The 15710-nt window shown below is 73.8% G+C and carries 16 protein-coding genes; 10 read left to right on the top strand and 6 right to left on the bottom strand.

Translation table 11 applies throughout. The annotated features are described in order from the left end of the window. Positions 1-25: 25 nt before the first annotated feature. Together ACFEMC_RS07130 and ACFEMC_RS07125 are read right to left on the bottom strand one after the other, a co-directional pair. Positions 26-535, bottom strand: a complete 510-nt coding sequence (locus ACFEMC_RS07130; protein ID WP_380174931.1) for a redoxin domain-containing protein — start codon at positions 533-535, stop codon at positions 26-28. Continuing rightward, on the bottom strand, positions 481-909 hold the full coding sequence (locus tag ACFEMC_RS07125; RefSeq protein WP_380174928.1) for a DUF3052 domain-containing protein: 429 nt from the start codon (positions 907-909) through the stop codon (positions 481-483). The genes ACFEMC_RS07130 and ACFEMC_RS07125 overlap by 55 nt, the downstream gene beginning before the upstream one ends. Positions 910-1093: 184 nt before the next feature. Here ACFEMC_RS07125 and fdhD point away from each other — a divergent pair, with 184 nt between their 5' ends. The 3 genes from fdhD to ACFEMC_RS07110 all read left to right on the top strand — a co-directional run bounded on the left by fdhD (position 1094) and on the right by ACFEMC_RS07110 (position 5282). Beyond that, positions 1094-2002, top strand: a complete 909-nt coding sequence (fdhD, locus tag ACFEMC_RS07120; protein WP_380174926.1) for a formate dehydrogenase accessory sulfurtransferase FdhD — start codon at positions 1094-1096, stop codon at positions 2000-2002. Positions 2003-2089: 87 nt separating this feature from the next. Then, positions 2090-4843 carry a pyruvate dehydrogenase (acetyl-transferring), homodimeric type gene (gene aceE / locus ACFEMC_RS07115; protein ID WP_380174923.1) on the top strand — a complete coding sequence of 918 codons (2754 nt, stop codon included), beginning with the start codon at positions 2090-2092 and terminating at the stop codon, positions 4841-4843. A 1-nt stretch (position 4844) separates the two neighbouring features. After that, the gene (locus tag ACFEMC_RS07110; protein WP_380174921.1) at positions 4845-5282 is read left to right on the top strand and encodes a hypothetical protein; all 438 of its coding nucleotides are present in this window, start codon (positions 4845-4847) and stop codon (positions 5280-5282) included. Positions 5283-5305: 23 nt separating this feature from the next. On the opposite strand, the gene ACFEMC_RS07105 is transcribed toward ACFEMC_RS07110, so the two are convergent. Further along, positions 5306-5983, bottom strand: coding sequence for a hypothetical protein (locus tag ACFEMC_RS07105; protein ID WP_380174919.1), 678 nt, complete (start codon positions 5981-5983; stop codon positions 5306-5308). 149 nt (positions 5984-6132) lie between these two features. Between ACFEMC_RS07105 and ACFEMC_RS07100 the strand changes: the two genes are divergently transcribed. From ACFEMC_RS07100 to fabF, 5 genes are all read left to right on the top strand, one after another. After that, positions 6133-7347: a PucR family transcriptional regulator gene (locus ACFEMC_RS07100; RefSeq protein ID WP_380174917.1), complete on the top strand. Its 1215-nt coding sequence runs from the start codon at positions 6133-6135 to the stop codon at positions 7345-7347. A gap of 145 nt (positions 7348-7492) precedes the next feature. After that, positions 7493-8458 (top strand): ACP S-malonyltransferase, encoded by a 966-nt coding sequence (locus ACFEMC_RS07095; protein ID WP_380174915.1) that lies wholly within the window; start codon positions 7493-7495, stop codon positions 8456-8458. Continuing rightward, positions 8455-9501 carry a beta-ketoacyl-ACP synthase III gene (locus tag ACFEMC_RS07090; RefSeq protein WP_380174913.1) on the top strand — a complete coding sequence of 349 codons (1047 nt, stop codon included), beginning with the start codon at positions 8455-8457 and terminating at the stop codon, positions 9499-9501. The genes ACFEMC_RS07095 and ACFEMC_RS07090 overlap by 4 nt, the downstream gene beginning before the upstream one ends. 87 nt (positions 9502-9588) lie before the next feature. Then, on the top strand, positions 9589-9834 hold the full coding sequence (locus ACFEMC_RS07085; protein WP_366172058.1) for an acyl carrier protein: 246 nt from the start codon (positions 9589-9591) through the stop codon (positions 9832-9834). A gap of 98 nt (positions 9835-9932) precedes the next feature. After that, positions 9933-11213, top strand: a complete 1281-nt coding sequence (gene fabF / locus ACFEMC_RS07080; protein ID WP_380174910.1) for a beta-ketoacyl-ACP synthase II — start codon at positions 9933-9935, stop codon at positions 11211-11213. A 63-nt stretch (positions 11214-11276) separates the two neighbouring features. Here fabF and ACFEMC_RS07075 read toward each other — a convergent pair whose 3' ends face one another. Beyond that, positions 11277-11783 (bottom strand): DUF3145 domain-containing protein, encoded by a 507-nt coding sequence (locus tag ACFEMC_RS07075; RefSeq protein ID WP_380174908.1) that lies wholly within the window; start codon positions 11781-11783, stop codon positions 11277-11279. Positions 11784-12031: 248 nt separating this feature from the next. Between ACFEMC_RS07075 and ACFEMC_RS07070 the strand changes: the two genes are divergently transcribed. After that, positions 12032-12457 carry a hypothetical protein gene (locus tag ACFEMC_RS07070; RefSeq protein ID WP_367635909.1) on the top strand — a complete coding sequence of 142 codons (426 nt, stop codon included), beginning with the start codon at positions 12032-12034 and terminating at the stop codon, positions 12455-12457. Between the two features lie 33 nt (positions 12458-12490). Then, positions 12491-13144: a hypothetical protein gene (locus tag ACFEMC_RS07065; RefSeq protein ID WP_380174905.1), complete on the top strand. Its 654-nt coding sequence runs from the start codon at positions 12491-12493 to the stop codon at positions 13142-13144. 131 nt (positions 13145-13275) lie between these two features. Here the strand turns inward: ACFEMC_RS07065 and efeB are convergent, their stop codons facing one another. Further along, positions 13276-14529, bottom strand: a complete 1254-nt coding sequence (gene efeB, locus ACFEMC_RS07060) for an iron uptake transporter deferrochelatase/peroxidase subunit (RefSeq protein WP_380176646.1) — start codon at positions 14527-14529, stop codon at positions 13276-13278. 16 nt (positions 14530-14545) lie between these two features. Beyond that, complete coding sequence (efeO, locus tag ACFEMC_RS07055) at positions 14546-15700, bottom strand: iron uptake system protein EfeO (protein ID WP_380174903.1); 1155 nt, start codon at positions 15698-15700, stop codon at positions 14546-14548. Positions 15701-15710 lie beyond the last annotated feature (10 nt).

Genomic DNA, 15710 nt, shown 5'->3' with positions numbered 1-15710 from the left:
GGGCGCGGACGTCCCGACGGCCTGCTCACCCCTCCAGGCAGGCCAGGTGCGCGGCCAGCGACCGCGGCGCACCGTGCTCGCCGCGCAGCAGCCACCGCACCCGACCGCCCTCGACGAGGACGGAGAGCCGCTGGGCGACCCCGAGCTCCTCGTCGAAGGCGTCGAGGGTGCGCGAGACCTCGCCGTGCGGCCAGAAGTCGCTCAGCAGCGGGAAGGGCAGGACGCGGTCGTCCGCCCAGGCCCGCAGCGCGGGGACCGGGTCGCAGGACAGCGCCGCGAGCTGGACCCCCGCCGCGTCGAACCGGTCGACCTCGAAGGCCAGGGCCCCGAGCTCGGCGGTGCAGTGCGTGGAGAAGGCGGCGGGGACGCAGACCAGCAACGCGGGACCGTTCTCCCACAGCTCACGGAGCGGGACGCGCTCCCCGTGCTGGTCGGGCAGGACCGCGTCGGGCGCCGGGAAGGCGTCCCCGACCTCCAGGCTCAGCGGCGACCGTTCTTCGGCGTCGTCATGCGGGTCCCGGCCCAGTTCGCGCACGCGCTCACGCTGGACGTGGCGTGCAGACCCGCCGTGGGAGCCGCCTCGTCGATCTCGGCGGCCGGCACGTGCCCGGGCCGGCCCTTCTTCGGCGTCAGGAGCCAGACGATCCCGCCGTCGGCGAGGTTGGTGATGGCGTCCACCAGGGCGTCGACGAGATCCCCGTCACCCTCGCGGTACCAGCAGATCACCACGTCCGCGACGTCGTCGGCGTCCTCGTCGAGGAGCTCGGAGCCGACGAGCTCCTCGACCGCCTCCCGGAAGTCCTCGTCGACCTGCTCGTCCCAGCCGTACTCCTGGACCAGTTGCCCGGACTTGAAGCCCAGCTTGGCCGCTGCAGCCACTTCCGCCGCAGGGTCCGCGGTCGCACCCACTGATGTCCTACCTTCCTCGAGACCCCTGGAGGCGGGGCTCTACGACAGTCTTGACCTCCTAGTGGAGCGGAGAAGCGGTGTCCTGCGCAAGACGAACCGCGCCACGGACCGGTCACGAACCGTCCATGAGCCCGTGCGCGGCGTCCACGGGGCCCCCGCCGGAGAAGAGTGAGAGGCTGCCGGGGTGGCCACCGCGTCGACCCGCACGCGCACGACCCGCCTCGACCTCGACGCCGGGTCGGCGACGGAGCGCGCGGACACCCTGGCCGTCGAGGAGCCCCTCCAGCTCGAGGTGGACGGCGAGCAGCTGACCGTCACGATGCGCACGCCGGGCCACGACGTCGAGCTCGCGCTGGGCTTCCTGCACGCCGAGGGCCTGCTCCGCGCGGCCGGCGACGTCGTGGCGATGCGGCACTGCACGGACGTCGGCCCGGACGGGGAGCCCACGTACAACCTGCTGCAGATCAGCGCCCGACCGGGCAGCCGCCTCGCCGGGGACCGGGTCGCGCGTCCGTTCACGACGACGTCGGCCTGCGGGGTCTGCGGGTCGGCCAGCGTCGACGAGGTCGTGGCGCGGGTGCCGGACCCGGTGCACGACGACGACGTCAGGGTGCGGGCCGACGTGCTCGCCGGGCTGCCGGACGCCCTGCGCGCCGCCCAGCCCACGTTCGACCGCACGGGCGGCCTGCACGCGGCGGGCCTGTTCTCGGCCGACGGCGAGCTGCTGTGCGTGCGCGAGGACGTCGGACGGCACAACGCCGTCGACAAGGTGGTCGGCTGGGGCCTGCGCGAGGGCCGCCTGCCGTTGCGCGGCACGGTCCTCGTCGTCTCGGGGCGCGCCTCCTTCGAGCTCGTCCAGAAGGCCGCCGTGGCCGGCGTCCCGGTCCTCGTCGCGGTCTCGGCACCGTCCTCCCTCGCGGTCTCCCTGGCGCGCGAGGCGGGCATGACGCTGCTCGGCTTCGTGCGCCCGCCCCGCGCCAACGTCTACGCGGGCGGGCACCGCGTGGACGTCGGCGGCTCGGGCCCCACGACGCAGGCGGACAGGGACACGGGGACCGGGGTGGGTCCGTGTCCGACGTCCGTCCTAACCTGATCCCACCAGCCGGGTCCCGGCGCCCACCGGTCCGACACCACGGACCGGGCGACGCGGACCCACGACCGATGCGGGAGGACCACCACCGTGGCCAGACGCGATGAAGCGGGCGCGCCCGCCGGCAAGGGCCCCATCCTCAACGGCCTGCCGTCGCAGTTGCCGGACATCGACCCCGAGGAGACGGCCGAGTGGCTGGCCTCCCTGGACGGGATCGTCGACGAACGCGGGCAGAACCGCGCGCGCTACCTCATGCTGCAGCTGCTGCAGCGGGCCCGCGAGCGCCAGGTCGGCGTCCCCAGCCTCACCGCGACCGACTACATCAACACCATCGGCCCCGAGTCCGAACCGTGGTTCCCCGGGGACGAGGAGGTCGAGCGCCGCTACCGCGCGTGGATCCGCTGGAACGCCGCGGTCATGGTGCACCGCGCCCAGCAGCCCGGCATCGGCGTCGGCGGCCACATCTCGACGTACGCCTCCTCGGCGACGCTGTACGAGGTGGGCTTCAACCACTTCTTCCGCGGCAAGGACCACGCGGGCGGCGGTGACCAGGTCTTCATCCAGGGCCACGCCTCCCCCGGCGTCTACGCGCGCGCCTTCCTCGAGGGCCGGTTGAGCACCGAGCAGCTCGACGGCTTCCGCCAGGAGGTCTCCAAGGCTCCGAACGGCCTGTCGTCCTACCCCCACCCCCGGCTCATGCCGGACTTCTGGGAGTTCCCGACGGTGTCGATGGGCCTGGGCCCGGCGAACGCCATCTACCAGGCGCAGTTCAACAAGTACCTGCACAACCGCGGGTTCAAGGACACGTCGCAGCAGCACGTGTGGGCCTTCCTCGGCGACGGGGAGATGGACGAGCCGGAGTCGCGCGGGTTCGCGCAGCTCGCCGCCTACGAGGAGCTCGACAACCTCACGTTCGTCGTCAACTGCAACCTGCAGCGCCTCGACGGCCCCGTGCGCGGCAACGGCAAGATCGTGCAGGAGCTCGAGGCGTTCTTCCGCGGCGCGGGCTGGAACGTCATCAAGGTCCTGTGGGGCCGGGAGTGGGACACGCTGCTCGCCCAGGACAACCAGGGCGCGCTCGTGAACCTCATGAACGCCACCCCGGACGGGGACTACCAGACGTTCAAGGCCGAGAACGGCGCCTTCGTCAAGGAGAACTTCTTCGGCCGCGACCCGCGGACCGCCAAGCTCGTCGAGGGCATGTCCGACGACGAGGTCTGGAACCTCAAGCGCGGTGGCCACGACTACCGCAAGGTGTTCGCGGCCTACCAGGCGGCGATGAACCACACCGGGCAGCCGACGGTCATCCTCGCCAAGACCATCAAGGGCTACGGCCTCGGCCCGCACTTCGCCGGGCGCAACGCCACGCACCAGATGAAGAAGCTGACGCTGGAGGACCTCAAGCTCCTGCGCGACTCGCTGCGGATCCCGATCACCGACGAGCAGCTGGAGAAGGACCCCTACCGTCCGCCGTACTACCACCCCGGTGACGGCGACGAGGCGATCCAGTACCTGCGCAAGCGCCGCGCCGACCTCGGCGGGCCCGTCCCGCAGCGCCGCGTGCAGCACGCCCCGCTGCACCTGCCCGCCGACGACTCCTACAAGATCGCCGCCAAGGGTTCGGGCAAGCAGGAGATCGCCACCACGATGGCGTTCGTCCGGCTGCTCAAGGACCTGATGCGGGACAAGGAGTTCGGCGCACGCGTGGTGCCGATCATCCCCGACGAGGCCCGCACCTTCGGGATGGACTCGCTCTTCCCGACCATCAAGATCTACAACCCGCACGGGCAGAACTACACCTCCGTGGACCGCGAGCTGATGCTCGCCTACAAGGAGTCCGTCGAGGGCCAGATCCTGCACGTCGGCATCAACGAGGGCGGTTCCCTCGCGGCGTTCACCGCGGCCGGTTCGTCCTACGCGACGCACGGCCAGCCGATGGTCCCGATCTACGTCTTCTACTCGATGTTCGGGTTCCAGCGCACGGGCGACAACATCTGGGCCGCGGCCGACACCATGGCCCGCGGGTTCATGATCGGCGCCACCGCAGGCCGCACCACGCTGACCGGTGAGGGTCTGCAGCACGCCGACGGGCACTCGCTGCTGCTGGCGGCGACGAACCCGGCGGTCGTGTCCTACGACCCGGCCTACGCCTTCGAGATGGGTCACATCGTCAAGGACGGTCTGCGCCGCATGTACGGCGACGACCCGGAGAACGTCATCTACTACCTGACGGTCTACAACGAGCCGATGGTCATGCCGGCCGAACCCGAGGGCGTCGACGTCGAGGGCATCCTGCGCGGCATGCACAAGATCTCGGCCGGTGAGGGCGACGGTCCGCGGACCCAGCTCCTCGCCTCCGGGGTCGGGGTGCCGTGGGCCCTGGAGGCCCAGCAGCTCCTCAAGGACGACTTCGGGGTCGTGGCCGACGTGTGGTCGGTGACCAGCTGGAACGAGCTGCGCCGCGACGGGCTGGCCTGTGACGAGCACGCCTTCCTGAACCCGGGCGAGGACGCGCGCACGCCGTACGTCGCGCAGAAGCTCAAGGACGCCCCTGGCCCGGTCGTGGCCGTGAGCGACTGGATGCGCCAGGTCCCCGACCAGATCGCGCAGTGGGTCCCGGGCGAGTTCGCCTCCCTGGGCGCGGACGGGTTCGGGCTGTCCGACACCCGTGCGGCGGCACGCCGGTACTTCCACATCGACGGTCCGTCGGTGGCGGTCCGCGCCCTGGAGATGCTCGCCCGCCGCGGCGAGGTCGACTGGCGAGCACCGGGTCAGGCGATCGAGAAGTACCAGCTCCACGACGTGCGGGCGGGCCGCAGCGGCAACGCGGGCGGCGAGAGCTGACGTGAGCTCGCGGCAGCTGCTGCCCGAGGAGGTCGGTGTCACCGTCCTCGGGCGGCTGCTGCTCGTCGGGCTCGGAGCCGGTGGCGTCGTGGGCGGCGCCACCGGGGCGGTCCTCGGCTCGGGCGGGGCGCTCGGGTCGTGGGACGCGGTGTTCGTCTACCTGGGCGCGCTGACCGGTCTCCTCGCCGGCCTGCTGACGCAGGCCGTCACCGCTCTGGTGGTGCACGTCGTGCACCGCAGGGTGCGGTGGGACACCGTCCTGCGCACGGCGCTGCTGCCGCCCGTCCTCGGGTCGGGGGCCGTCGCGCTGGCGGTCAGCTCCGCGCTGCCGCCCGACCTGGGGTTCGCCGGGGTGGTGGCGGCGGTGTCGCTCGCGGCCGTGGCCGCCCGCGCCAGCGTGCGCTGGTGCCTCGCGCCGTACCTCGTCCCGGTCTGGTGACCGCCCCGGCGCCGTGAGGCGTCTCAGTGCGCGGCGCGGGCGATCTGCTGCTCGAGCTCGGCGCGCAACCGGTCCACGCGTGCGGAGTCCGGGTGCATCCCCAGCGCCTTCAGGTGGCGCCGCGCCTCGGACAACCGGCCCGCGTCGATGGCGGCGGCCACGAGGTGCCGACCGGCCTCCAGGTCGTGCTCGCGCGGGCGCCAGTGCCCCACCCCCAGCGACAGGGCCTCGTCGTTCATCCCGGCCTCCCGCAGGACGCCCAGCGCGGCCGCCAGGCCGGTCCCCGAGGCGTCCCGCTCGGCGGCGATGCCGAGGCGGCGCAGCGCGGCCTCCCGGTCGTCGGCCAGCGACAGGCGTCCCAGGACGAGCAGCGGACGCCAGGCCTGCGGGCTCTGTGCCATCTCCTCGGCGAGGGCCCACTCGGCGTTGTCCGCCGCGCGGCGCACCTCGTCGGGGTCGGGCGTCCCGCCGGCGTCCTCCTCACGGGCGAGGGCGGCCCGCGTCCGGACCAGCTCGCCGAGGGCGGCGAAGGCGGCGGGGTCGTTGGGGTCCTCGCGCAGCACCTCGCGCAGCTGCGCCTCGTTGACGACGGGTTCGGCGCGACGGGCGCGCCGGCGGGCGCGTCGGCCGGCCGGACGGGTCCCCGGCCCGGACGTGGCGCCCCCCGGCGTCGGCTTGCGCCACCGGTCGAGCAGTCCCATGCGTCCCCTTCCGCGCGTCCTCCGAGGTGACTCCTCGGGATCTTCGGCGGGTCACCCGTCGCCGACCCTAGTGCAGACGGGCGACGTCGGCCCGGTCGCCCGCTGCGCCGTCCGACGCCCGGACCGGTGCCACCCCCTAGGCTTCCGGAGTGCCGAAGGAACCGACCGAGCTGTCGCCCGCGACGGTCCACCGGCTGGAACAGGCACAAGGCTCCTTCGCCTCCGCGATCGCGGCCCGGATGGACTCCGCGCACCCCTGGTACGCGCAGCTGCCGGCGGACGAGCGGTCCTGGGTGGGCCTGGTCGCGCAGGCCGGCTTCGGCGACTTCCTGCGCTGGCTGTCCGAACCGGACCCCGACGTCCTCGCCGGCACGGCGGTCTTCGGGACGGCCCCGCGCGAGCTGATGCGCTCGGTGACCCTGCAGCAGACCGTCGAGCTCGTGCGGACCGCGATCACGGTCGTCGAGGAGGGGCTGGACGCCGTCGTCGGCGACGGTGAACCGGGCGAGCAGGTCGCGGCCCGCGAGGCGTTGCTGCGCTACTCCCGCGAGGTGGCCTTCGCCGCCGCCGCCGTCTACGCCCGCGCGGCGGAGTCCCGCGGTGCCTGGGACGCCCGCCTGGAGGCCCTCGTCGTCGACGCCGTGCTGCGCGGGGACGGCGAGGACACGATCGCCTCGCGCGCCGCGGCTCTGGGCTGGACGCTCGACGCGCCGACGACCGTCGTCATCGGACCCTCGGGCGAGCAGGCCTCGGCCGGCGCGGTCGCCCGTGTGCGCTCCCTGGCCCGCGAGGCCGGCGGCGAGGCGCTCGTCGGGGTGCAGGGCGACCGCCTGGTCGTCCTGCTGACCGGTGACCTCGACGTCGGGGCGACGGCGGACCGGCTGGCGCGCACGGAGTTCGGCCCCGGGCCCGTCGTGGTGGGGCCGACGGTCGGCAGCCTGCCCGTGGCCGCCCGCTCGGCGCGCGCGGCCCAGGCGGGCATCGTCGCCGCCCGGGCGTGGCCGGAGGCGCCGCGGCCCGTGCTGGCCGACGACCTGCTGCCCGAACGGGCCCTGTCGGGGGACGCGACGGCCCGCCGGGCGCTCGTCGACCGCGCCTACGCCCCGCTGGCCGACGCGGGCGGGTCGCTGCTGGAGACGCTCACCGCCTACCTCGCCCACGGCGGGTCCCTCGAGGCGTGCGCCCGCTCGCTGTACGTCCACGCCAACACCGTCCGCTACCGGCTGCGGCGCGTGGCCGAGGTCTCGGGGTGGACGCCGTCGGCGCCGCGGGAGCGGTTCGTGCTGCAGACGGCCTTGGCACTGGGCCGGTTGTCGCAGGTGGGAGCGGCACCGCGCACCGAGCCGACCGGCGGCGGTCGCTGACCTGCATCGACGCAGCGTGCCCGACCGATCACTAGACGTTCGCTGACCTCCAGTGGGCCGGTTGGAGGATCCCTACAAGACACGGGCGTGAAGTCGGTGAGCGTCGTGACCGTGATCCACGGGCCCCGACGGGCAGGCTGAGCCGGTGCTCGTCTTCGTCTTCCCCGGTCAGGGCTCACAGTCGCCCGGCTTCCTCGCCCCGTGGCTCGAGCTGCCCGGTGTCGCGGACCGGCTGCGCTGGGCCTCCGCCGTCGTCGGGGACGACCTCGTGGCGCACGGCACCGTCTCCGACGCCGAGACCCTGCGCGACACGGCCGTGGCGCAGCCGCTCATCGTCGCCGCCGGGCTCCTGGGCCTGCGCGAACTCGTCGCCTCCCCCGCCGACCTCGCGGCCGTGTCGGGGGCCGTGGCCGGCCACTCCGTGGGCGAGTTGACCGCCGCCGCCGCGACGGGCGCGCTGACGCCCGAGCAGGCCCTCGTCCTCGTGCGCGAGCGCGGCCGGGGCATGGCGGCGGCCGCCGCCGCCCGGCCCACGGGCATGAGCGCCGTCCTGGGGGGCGACCCGGACGAGGTCGCCGCGAAGCTCGCCGCCCTCGACCTGACGCCCGCCAACGCCAACGGCGGCGGGCAGACGGTCGCCGCCGGCACGACGGAGGCCCTCGCCGCGCTGGCCGCCGACCCGCCCGCCAAGGCGCGCGTCATCCCGCTGCAGGTCGCGGGCGCCTTCCACACCGAGCACATGGCCCCGGCCGTCGGTGCCCTGGAGCAGCTCGCGGCCGGGATCGACCCGGGCACGGCGAGCGTGCCGATCGCCGCGAACGCCGACGGCGAGCTGGTCAGCGACGGCGCGCAGTTCCTGCAGCGGCTCGTCGCCCAGGTCAGCCGTCCCGTGCGCTGGGACCTCGTGACGGAGGCGTTCGCCCGTCTCGGGGTGACCGGGCTGATCGAGGTGCCCCCCGCGGGGACGTTGACCAACCTGGCCAAGCGCACACTGAAGGGTGTGGACGTCCTGGCCCTGAAGACGCCGGACGACCTGGACAAGGCCCGGACCATGATCACCGAGCACGGTGGCGTGGCCGCGACGCTGACCACCACGGAGGCCGCCCTGTGACCGCGATCAAGACCGCCCCGACCCGCGAGGCGCGCCTGCTCGGCGTGGGCGCCCACCGCCCGCCGCGCGTCATCGACAACGAGGAGGTGTGCACCTGGATCGACTCCTCCGACGAGTGGATCCAGCAGCGCACCGGCATCCGGACCCGCCGGTGGGCGGCCCCGGACGTCTCGGTCGTCGACATGAGCGAGGACGCCGCCGCCAAGGCGCTGGCGCAGGCCGGGCTGACGGGCTCCGACATCGACGCCGTCATCCTGGCGACCGTCTCCCACCCGTACCAGACGCCCGCCGCCGCCGCGGTCGTCGCGCACCGCCTCGGCGCCACGCCGGCCGCCGCGTTCGACGTGTCCGCCGGCTGCGCGGGCTTCTGCCACGGGGTCGCGGTCGCCGCCGACCTGGTCCGCGGTGGGACCGCCCGCAACGTCCTCGTCGTCGGTGCCGAGAAGCTGTCCGACTTCACCGACCAGCACGACCGCTCGACCGCGTTCCTCTTCGCCGACGGCGCGGGCGCCGCGGTCATCGGGGTCGGCGACGAGGCCGGCGTCGGCCCCACGGTGTGGGGGTCGGACGGCGGGCAGGCCGAGCTCATCAAGTCCAAGTTCTCCTGGCTGGAGCTGCGCTCGGCCCAGCAGACCGACGCCGCCCTCGTCGCCGAGGACCCGGCCGAGGTCGGCGACGTGGAGCGCTGGCCCTACCTGGAGCAGCAGGGCCAGTCGGTCTTCCGCTGGGCCGTCTGGCAGATGGCGCCCGTCGCCCAGGCCGCGCTCGACGCCGCCGGGGTGAGCGCGGAGGACATCGACGTGTTCGTGCCGCACCAGGCCAACGCCCGCATCATCGACGCGATGGTCAAGCAGCTCAAGCTGCCCGAGAGCGTCCACGTCGCCCGCGACATCGTCGACATGGGCAACACCTCGGCCGCCTCGATCCCCCTGGCCCTGGAGCGCGCGATGGCCGACGGGGACGCCCCGTCCGGTGGCCTCGCGCTGCTGATCGGCTACGGCGCAGGTCTGTCCTACGCCGCCCAGGTCGTCCGGCTCCCGTAGCCGGCTGAGTTCTCCTGGTCGCGAACCCCCGCGGTCAGGTCGTTGCGGTGGTCCAGGCGGACCACCGTCCACATGGAGGAGCCACGCATGGCCAGTGAGCAGGAGATCCTCAGCGGTCTCGCCGAGATCGTCAACGAGGAGACGGGCCTGCCCACCGACAGCGTCCTCGCGGACAAGTCGTTCACCGACGACCTGGACATCGACTCGCTGTCGATGATGACGATCGTCGTCAACGCCGAGGAGAAGTTCGGCGTCCGGATCCCGGACGAGGACGTCAAGAACCTGCGGACCGTGGGCGACGCCGTCGCCTACATCTCCCAGGCCCAGGGCTGAGCACGCCCGACCAGCAGCACCCGGCCGGCCCGCCTCGGCGGGCCGGCCACCCGCAGGACCCTCGCACGCCGTCTGAGTTCCAGGAGGAGCTGACCGACATGACCACGACCCCGTCGACCCCGTCGACCGCGACGACCTCGTCGCGCCGCGTCGTCGTCACCGGGCTGGGCGCCACGACACCGCTCGGCGGCGACGTCCGCACCAGCTGGGAGGCCGCGCTCGCCGGCCGCTCGGGGGCGCGTCCCATCACCGACGACTGGATCAACGAGTTCGAGCTGCCCGTGACGTTCGCCGCCACGGCCGCCGTGCGCGCCGACAGCGTGCTGGAGCGTCGCGAGATGAAGCGGCTCGACCCCTCCCAGCAGTTCGCCGTCATCGCCGCCCGCGAGGCGTGGGCCGACGCCGGCTCCCCCGAGGTCGACCCGCTGCGCCTCGGCTCGGTCGTGGCCACCGGCATCGGCGGCATCTGGACCCTCCTGACGGCGTACGACACGCTCAAGGAGAAGGGCGCGCGCCGCGTCCTGCCCCTCACCGTCCCGATGCTCATGGCCAACGGCCCGACGGCCGCCATCAGCATCGAGTTCACCGCGCGCGCCGGGGCGCACACCCCCGTCAGCGCGTGCGCCTCCGGCGCCGAGGCCATCGCCTACGGCGTGGAGATGATCCGCTCGGGTCGCGCCGACATCGTCATCTGCGGCGGTACCGAGGCGGCGATCCACCCGCTGCCCATCGCCTCCTTCACCTCGATGCACGCCATGTCCAAGCGGAACGAGGACCCCGAGCGCGCCTCGCGGCCCTTCGACACCGCCCGGGACGGCTTCGTCCTCGGTGAGGGCGCCGGCATCCTCGTCCTGGAGTCCGAGGAGCACGCCCAGGCCCGCGGCGCCCGCGTCTACGCCGACGTCCTGGGCACCGGGCTGTCGGCCGACGCCTACCACGTCGCCGCCCCCGAGCCCGAGGGTGCGGGCGTCAGCCGCGCGATCCTCGACGGGTTGAAGCAGGCAGGGCTGCAGGCCTCCGACATCGCCCACGTCAACGCGCACGCGACGTCGACGCCGGTCGGGGACGTGGCGGAGGACAAGGGGCTTCGGCTCGCGCTCGGCGACGCGGTCGACGGCATCGCCGTGTCGGCGACGAAGTCGATGACCGGTCACCTGCTCGGCGCGGCCGGTGCGGTGGAGAGCATCTTCACGATCCTGGCCCTGCGCGACCGGATGGCCCCGCCGACGATCAACGTCGACGACCTCGACCCCGAGGTGACGCTGGACGTCGTGCGCAAGGACCCGCGGCCGCTGCCGTCGACGGGCACGCTCATCGGCCTGAACAACGCGTTCGGCTTCGGCGGCCACAACGTCAGCGCGGTGTTCGCCTCCCGCTGACCCGTTCCGCTCCGCAGGAGGCCTGCCGCTCGCGGCGGGCCTTCCTGCGTTCCCGGGCTCGCTTCAGCCGACCTGGTGCAGCCAGCGGACGGGGGTGTCGTCCCCGGCGTGGCGGAACGCCTCGAGCTCGCAGTCCCAGGCCTCCCCGACGGCGAGGGCGAGGGCGCGACGAGCCCCCGCGGCGTCCCCCGTGCTGAGCAGGTCCATGGCGGCGTGCACGCGGTCCTCGGGCACCTGGACGTTGCCGTGCACGTCCGTGGCGGCGTGGAAGATGCCGAGCGCCGGCGTGTGGCTCCAGCGGCCGCCGTCGCAGCCCTGGGAGGGTTCCTCGGTGACCTCGAAGCGGAGGTGGGCCCAGCCGCGCAGGGCGGAGGCCAGCAGCGCACCGGTCCCCTGCGGCGCCTGCCAGGAGTACTCCGCGCGCAGGCAGCCCGGAGCGATCGGCTGGCTCGTCCAGTCGAAGGACGCGCGCACGCCGAGGACACCGCCGGCTGCCCACTCGATGTGCGGGACGAGCGCTCGCGGTGCGGAGTGCACGAAGAGCACGCCGCGGGTCGTCGCACCGGACATGCCGTTGTCTCCTTCTGCGTCGGTGTGAGGAACGTCTTCCCCTACGACCTCACGTCACGCAGAACGACTGGCTGTGATGCTTCGACTACACGTAGTGCTGCTCCGTACGCGCCCATCATGCCCCACGGATCACGCCCGGGACCACCGGTGTCCACAACTCCTCCACGCTCAAGTCCGCCGGGCGGATGTCGATGGACCACTGTCGGAGAACGGCCGGCTCGAGGCAGCAGACGACGGAGGGACCCCGCGTGGACGACCAGCTCACCCAGCCCGCGACGCGCTCGGCCGCGGGCGAGATCTCCGAGGTCATCCGGCCGGCGGCGATCGTCCCCGAGGAGGCCGCGCGCTCGGTCCTCGTCGAGCTCGCCCTGCGCGACGTGCAGAACGGTGGCGTCTGGCAGGCCGGTCCCTCGCTGTGGAGCCGCTTCGACCGCCCCTGGCACGGCCCGGACAACGCCGCGGGCGCCGAGCTCATCGGTCGCATCCACGTCGCCTACGGCACCCCCACGAAGTACGAGATCACGATCTACCGCGTCACCGTGACGCTCTTCGGCAGCCAGCTCGGCTGGAGCGTGGAGTCGCTGTGCGACGAGGCGCTGGGCCACGGCGGTCTGCGCCTGCGCGACTGCCCGCGCGCGACGATGTCGACGCCCCCGCCGCCCTTCCGGGGCTGAGCGCACCGCTGCGAGCGGTGGCACCATCTCCTGGTGCCCGATCCCGTTCCACCCCGCCGGCACCACCGGCCCGCTCTGCCCGGTGACGAGGCGATCGTCAGCCTGGCCGGGGGCGTCGACCCCTCCGCCGTCCAGGAGGCCGCGCACGCCGCCGCCAGCGCTCTCGTCCACGGCGCCCGCAGCGCCCAGGACGCCGAGGTCACTCGCCGCGTCGTCCGCCTCGCCCAGGACGAGGGCCTGGAGGTCATCGCGGACCTGTGGGCCGATGCCCCGGCCGACTCCCTCGCCGGCGCCCTGTGGCGCCTCTACGTGCTGCGGACCTGGGTGCACCGCCAGCCCGTCGCCGTATCCCGCCAGTACGCGGAGGGCCGTCGCCACGCCCCCGTGCTGGAGGTCGTGGCCGGGGTCGCCGACCCGCCGGGCCCGCAGGAGGTCGCGACCGTCGTCGACCAGGTCCTGCGGGGGGTGGCCGACGGCGACTTCGCGGTGACGCTGGAACGGGCCGCGGCGTTCTGCCGGATCCTCGCGATCGGCCGGGCCCACCACGCCGACGCGGGCTGGACCGACTCCGAGCACGCCGCCGACGACGCGGGGGCGGCCCTGACCCGTTCCGCTGCACGGCTCGTGCGGACCGCGGAGCAGCTCGAGCACGTCGCCGTCCGGTGGCGGGCCGGCGAACTCGGCTGACCCGGGGGCTGCGCCGGGCGCAGACCCGTCGTTACAATGGGACTGCGTCGGGCCGCGGTAGCCCCGGGTCCCAAATTGAAGCCGCTACGAGCGGCCGTGCGCCGTGAGGCGCTTCCCGGTCCGGCGCACCTTCAGCTGAACAACCCCTCGCCCCAGGCGCCGCCGCGCTGCACTCCCGGCGGGCAGGCGAAGATCCCCGACCCGGTGTGCTTGATGTACTCGCCCAGGGCGTCGTGCGTTCCGAGCCTGCGCTGCACCGGGACGAACTGCTGGTGCGGGTCGTTGCCGAAGACGATGAAGAACAGCCCGGCGTCGAGCTGACCCGTCGCGACGTCGAGCCCGTCGGTGTAGGAGTACCCGCGCCGCAGCATCTTGACGCCGCCGTTGGTGTCCGGGGCCGCGAGCCGCACGTGCGCGGCGACGTCGATGGCGGGCTTGCCGTGCACGGTCTTGTCCAGGTCGAGGGCGTCGAACTCCTGCGTCCCCGACAGCGGCGCACCGGACTCCTTGGCGCGGCCGATGACGCGCTCCTGCTCCCCGAGGGAGGCGCGGTCCCAGGACTCGATGAGCATGCGGATGCGGCGCGCGACGAGGTAGGTCCCGCCGCGCATCCACTCCTGGTCCGCCGAGGGAGCGCCCTGCCCGCCGACCCACACGAACTTCTCCAGGTCGGCGGTGTCCTCGGCGCGCAGGTTCGCGGTGCCGTCCTTGAAGCCCATGAGGTTGCGCGGGGTGGACTGCGCCGTCGAGGTCGTCGAGGTGCGCCCGAAACCGAGCTGCATCCACCGCACGCGGACGGTCCCGCGGCCGATGCGGACGAGGTTGCGGACGGCGTGGAACGCCACCTGCGGGTCGTCGGCGCACGCCTGCAGGCACAGGTCCCCGCCCACCTTGGTCGGGTCGAGCTGCTCCCCCGGCAGGGCCGGCAGCTCCTCCAGCGCCGCGGGCCGGCGGTCGGCGAGGCCGAACCGCTCGTCGAACAGGGACGGCCCGTACCCGAGGGTCACGGTGAGGTTCGCGGCCGGCAGTTCGTGGGCCTCGCCGGTGTCCTGCGGCGGTTCGTCGCTCGCCCCGCCGAGGCCACCCGGCCCGCCGACGGGGACGCCCGTCGTCATCGTCGCGGCGGCGGCGCTCCAGCGCTGCAGCACGTCGGCGAGGTCACCCGCCCGCTTCGTCGTGACGTCGAGGGCGGCGAAGACGAGGGAGTCCTGGGCCGGCGTCGTGACGCCGGCCTGGCGGGACCCGTGGAACGGGACGGTGCGCGACGCGGTGGGCGAGCCGGCGGCGGCCGGTCGGGAGGCGACGGCGCTGACGCCCGCGCCGATCCCGGCCGCACCGACGACCGCGGCGCTCGTCAGGACGCCGCGCCGGCTGGGACGGATCACGCTCACGGACGGGACCTCACTGGTTCGCGGCGCCGACGACCTTGCCGGACACCTGCGAGAGGGGTTCGGCGAGGGCGTCGACGGCCGTGGCGAGGTCCTTGACCTGGTCCGGCGTCAGCTCGGTGTAGAGGGCGTACCCGTCACCGCGGCGGTACGGCTGCAGGGCCGTCTGCACGTCGTCGAACCGGCCCTGGATCGTCGTGACGAGGTCGGCGTCGGTGACCTGCAGGGCCGGGGTGAGCAGGTCGAACGCCTTCCGCGACCCCTCGACGTTCGCCGCGAAGTCGAGCAGGTCGAGGTGGGAGTAGGCCTCCTCCTCCCCCGTGACCTTGGACTTGGCGACCTCGTCGAGCAGGCCCGAGGCGCCGTTGGCGAGGTCGGCCGGCTGGTAGGTCGTCGTCTGCACGAGCGTGTTCAGCTGCCCCACGTCGGCGACGAGCTGCTGCGCGACCGGCGCCATCCCCTCCGTGGTGCCCTTCTCGAACAGCGCCTGCTCGATGCGGTGGAACCCCGTCCAGGTCGAGGGGTCGGCCACGTCGGCGATGCGCACGTCGATCCTGGGGTCGAGGTCACCGAAGCTCTCGGCCACGGGCTCGATGCGCTCGTAGGGCGCGCGGGCCGGGCCGTAGAGCTCCTTGGCCTTGGCGACGTCCCCGGCCTCGACGGCCGCGGCGAAGGCGCCCGTGGCCGTGACGAGGTCGGCGACCTGCTGCTTGACGTAGGTCTGGTAGCCGCTGGTGGCGGCGGCGAACAACGGGTCCTCGGTGCTGCTCGGCGCCGACCCGGTCACCGTGAACTTCGAGGTCTCGGTGGCGGCGTTGGGGCACTGGATCGTGTACTCCCCCGCCTCCAGCTTCAACGAGAACTTCCCCGTCAGCCCCGGCGTCAGGTTCTCCCGCTCGCCCAGGATCCGGCCGCCGGAGTTCACCAGCTCGGCCTCGGTGACGGCGCTGGCGCCGGAGTTGACGACCTCGAACGAGGCGGCACCGGCCGGCACCGAGTTCGGTTCCGCCGTGCACCCGTCGTCGGTGAGCGTCACCTTGACGGCCCCGTTCGTGGAGCCACCGCCCGCGGCGGAGTCGTCGGCGGCGCTCGAGCCACCGCTGCAGGCGACCAGGAGGAGCAGCGGGGCCGCGGCGAGCGCGAGGAGGGGGCGGGACGTGCGGATCACGTGGACCTCT

Source organism: Kineococcus sp. DHX-1, assembly GCF_042473625.1.
Taxonomy (GTDB): Bacteria; Actinomycetota; Actinomycetes; order Actinomycetales; family Kineococcaceae; genus Kineococcus.
Note: the sequence above shows the minus strand (reverse complement) of the source record. Positions and strands in the feature narration are given on the sequence as shown.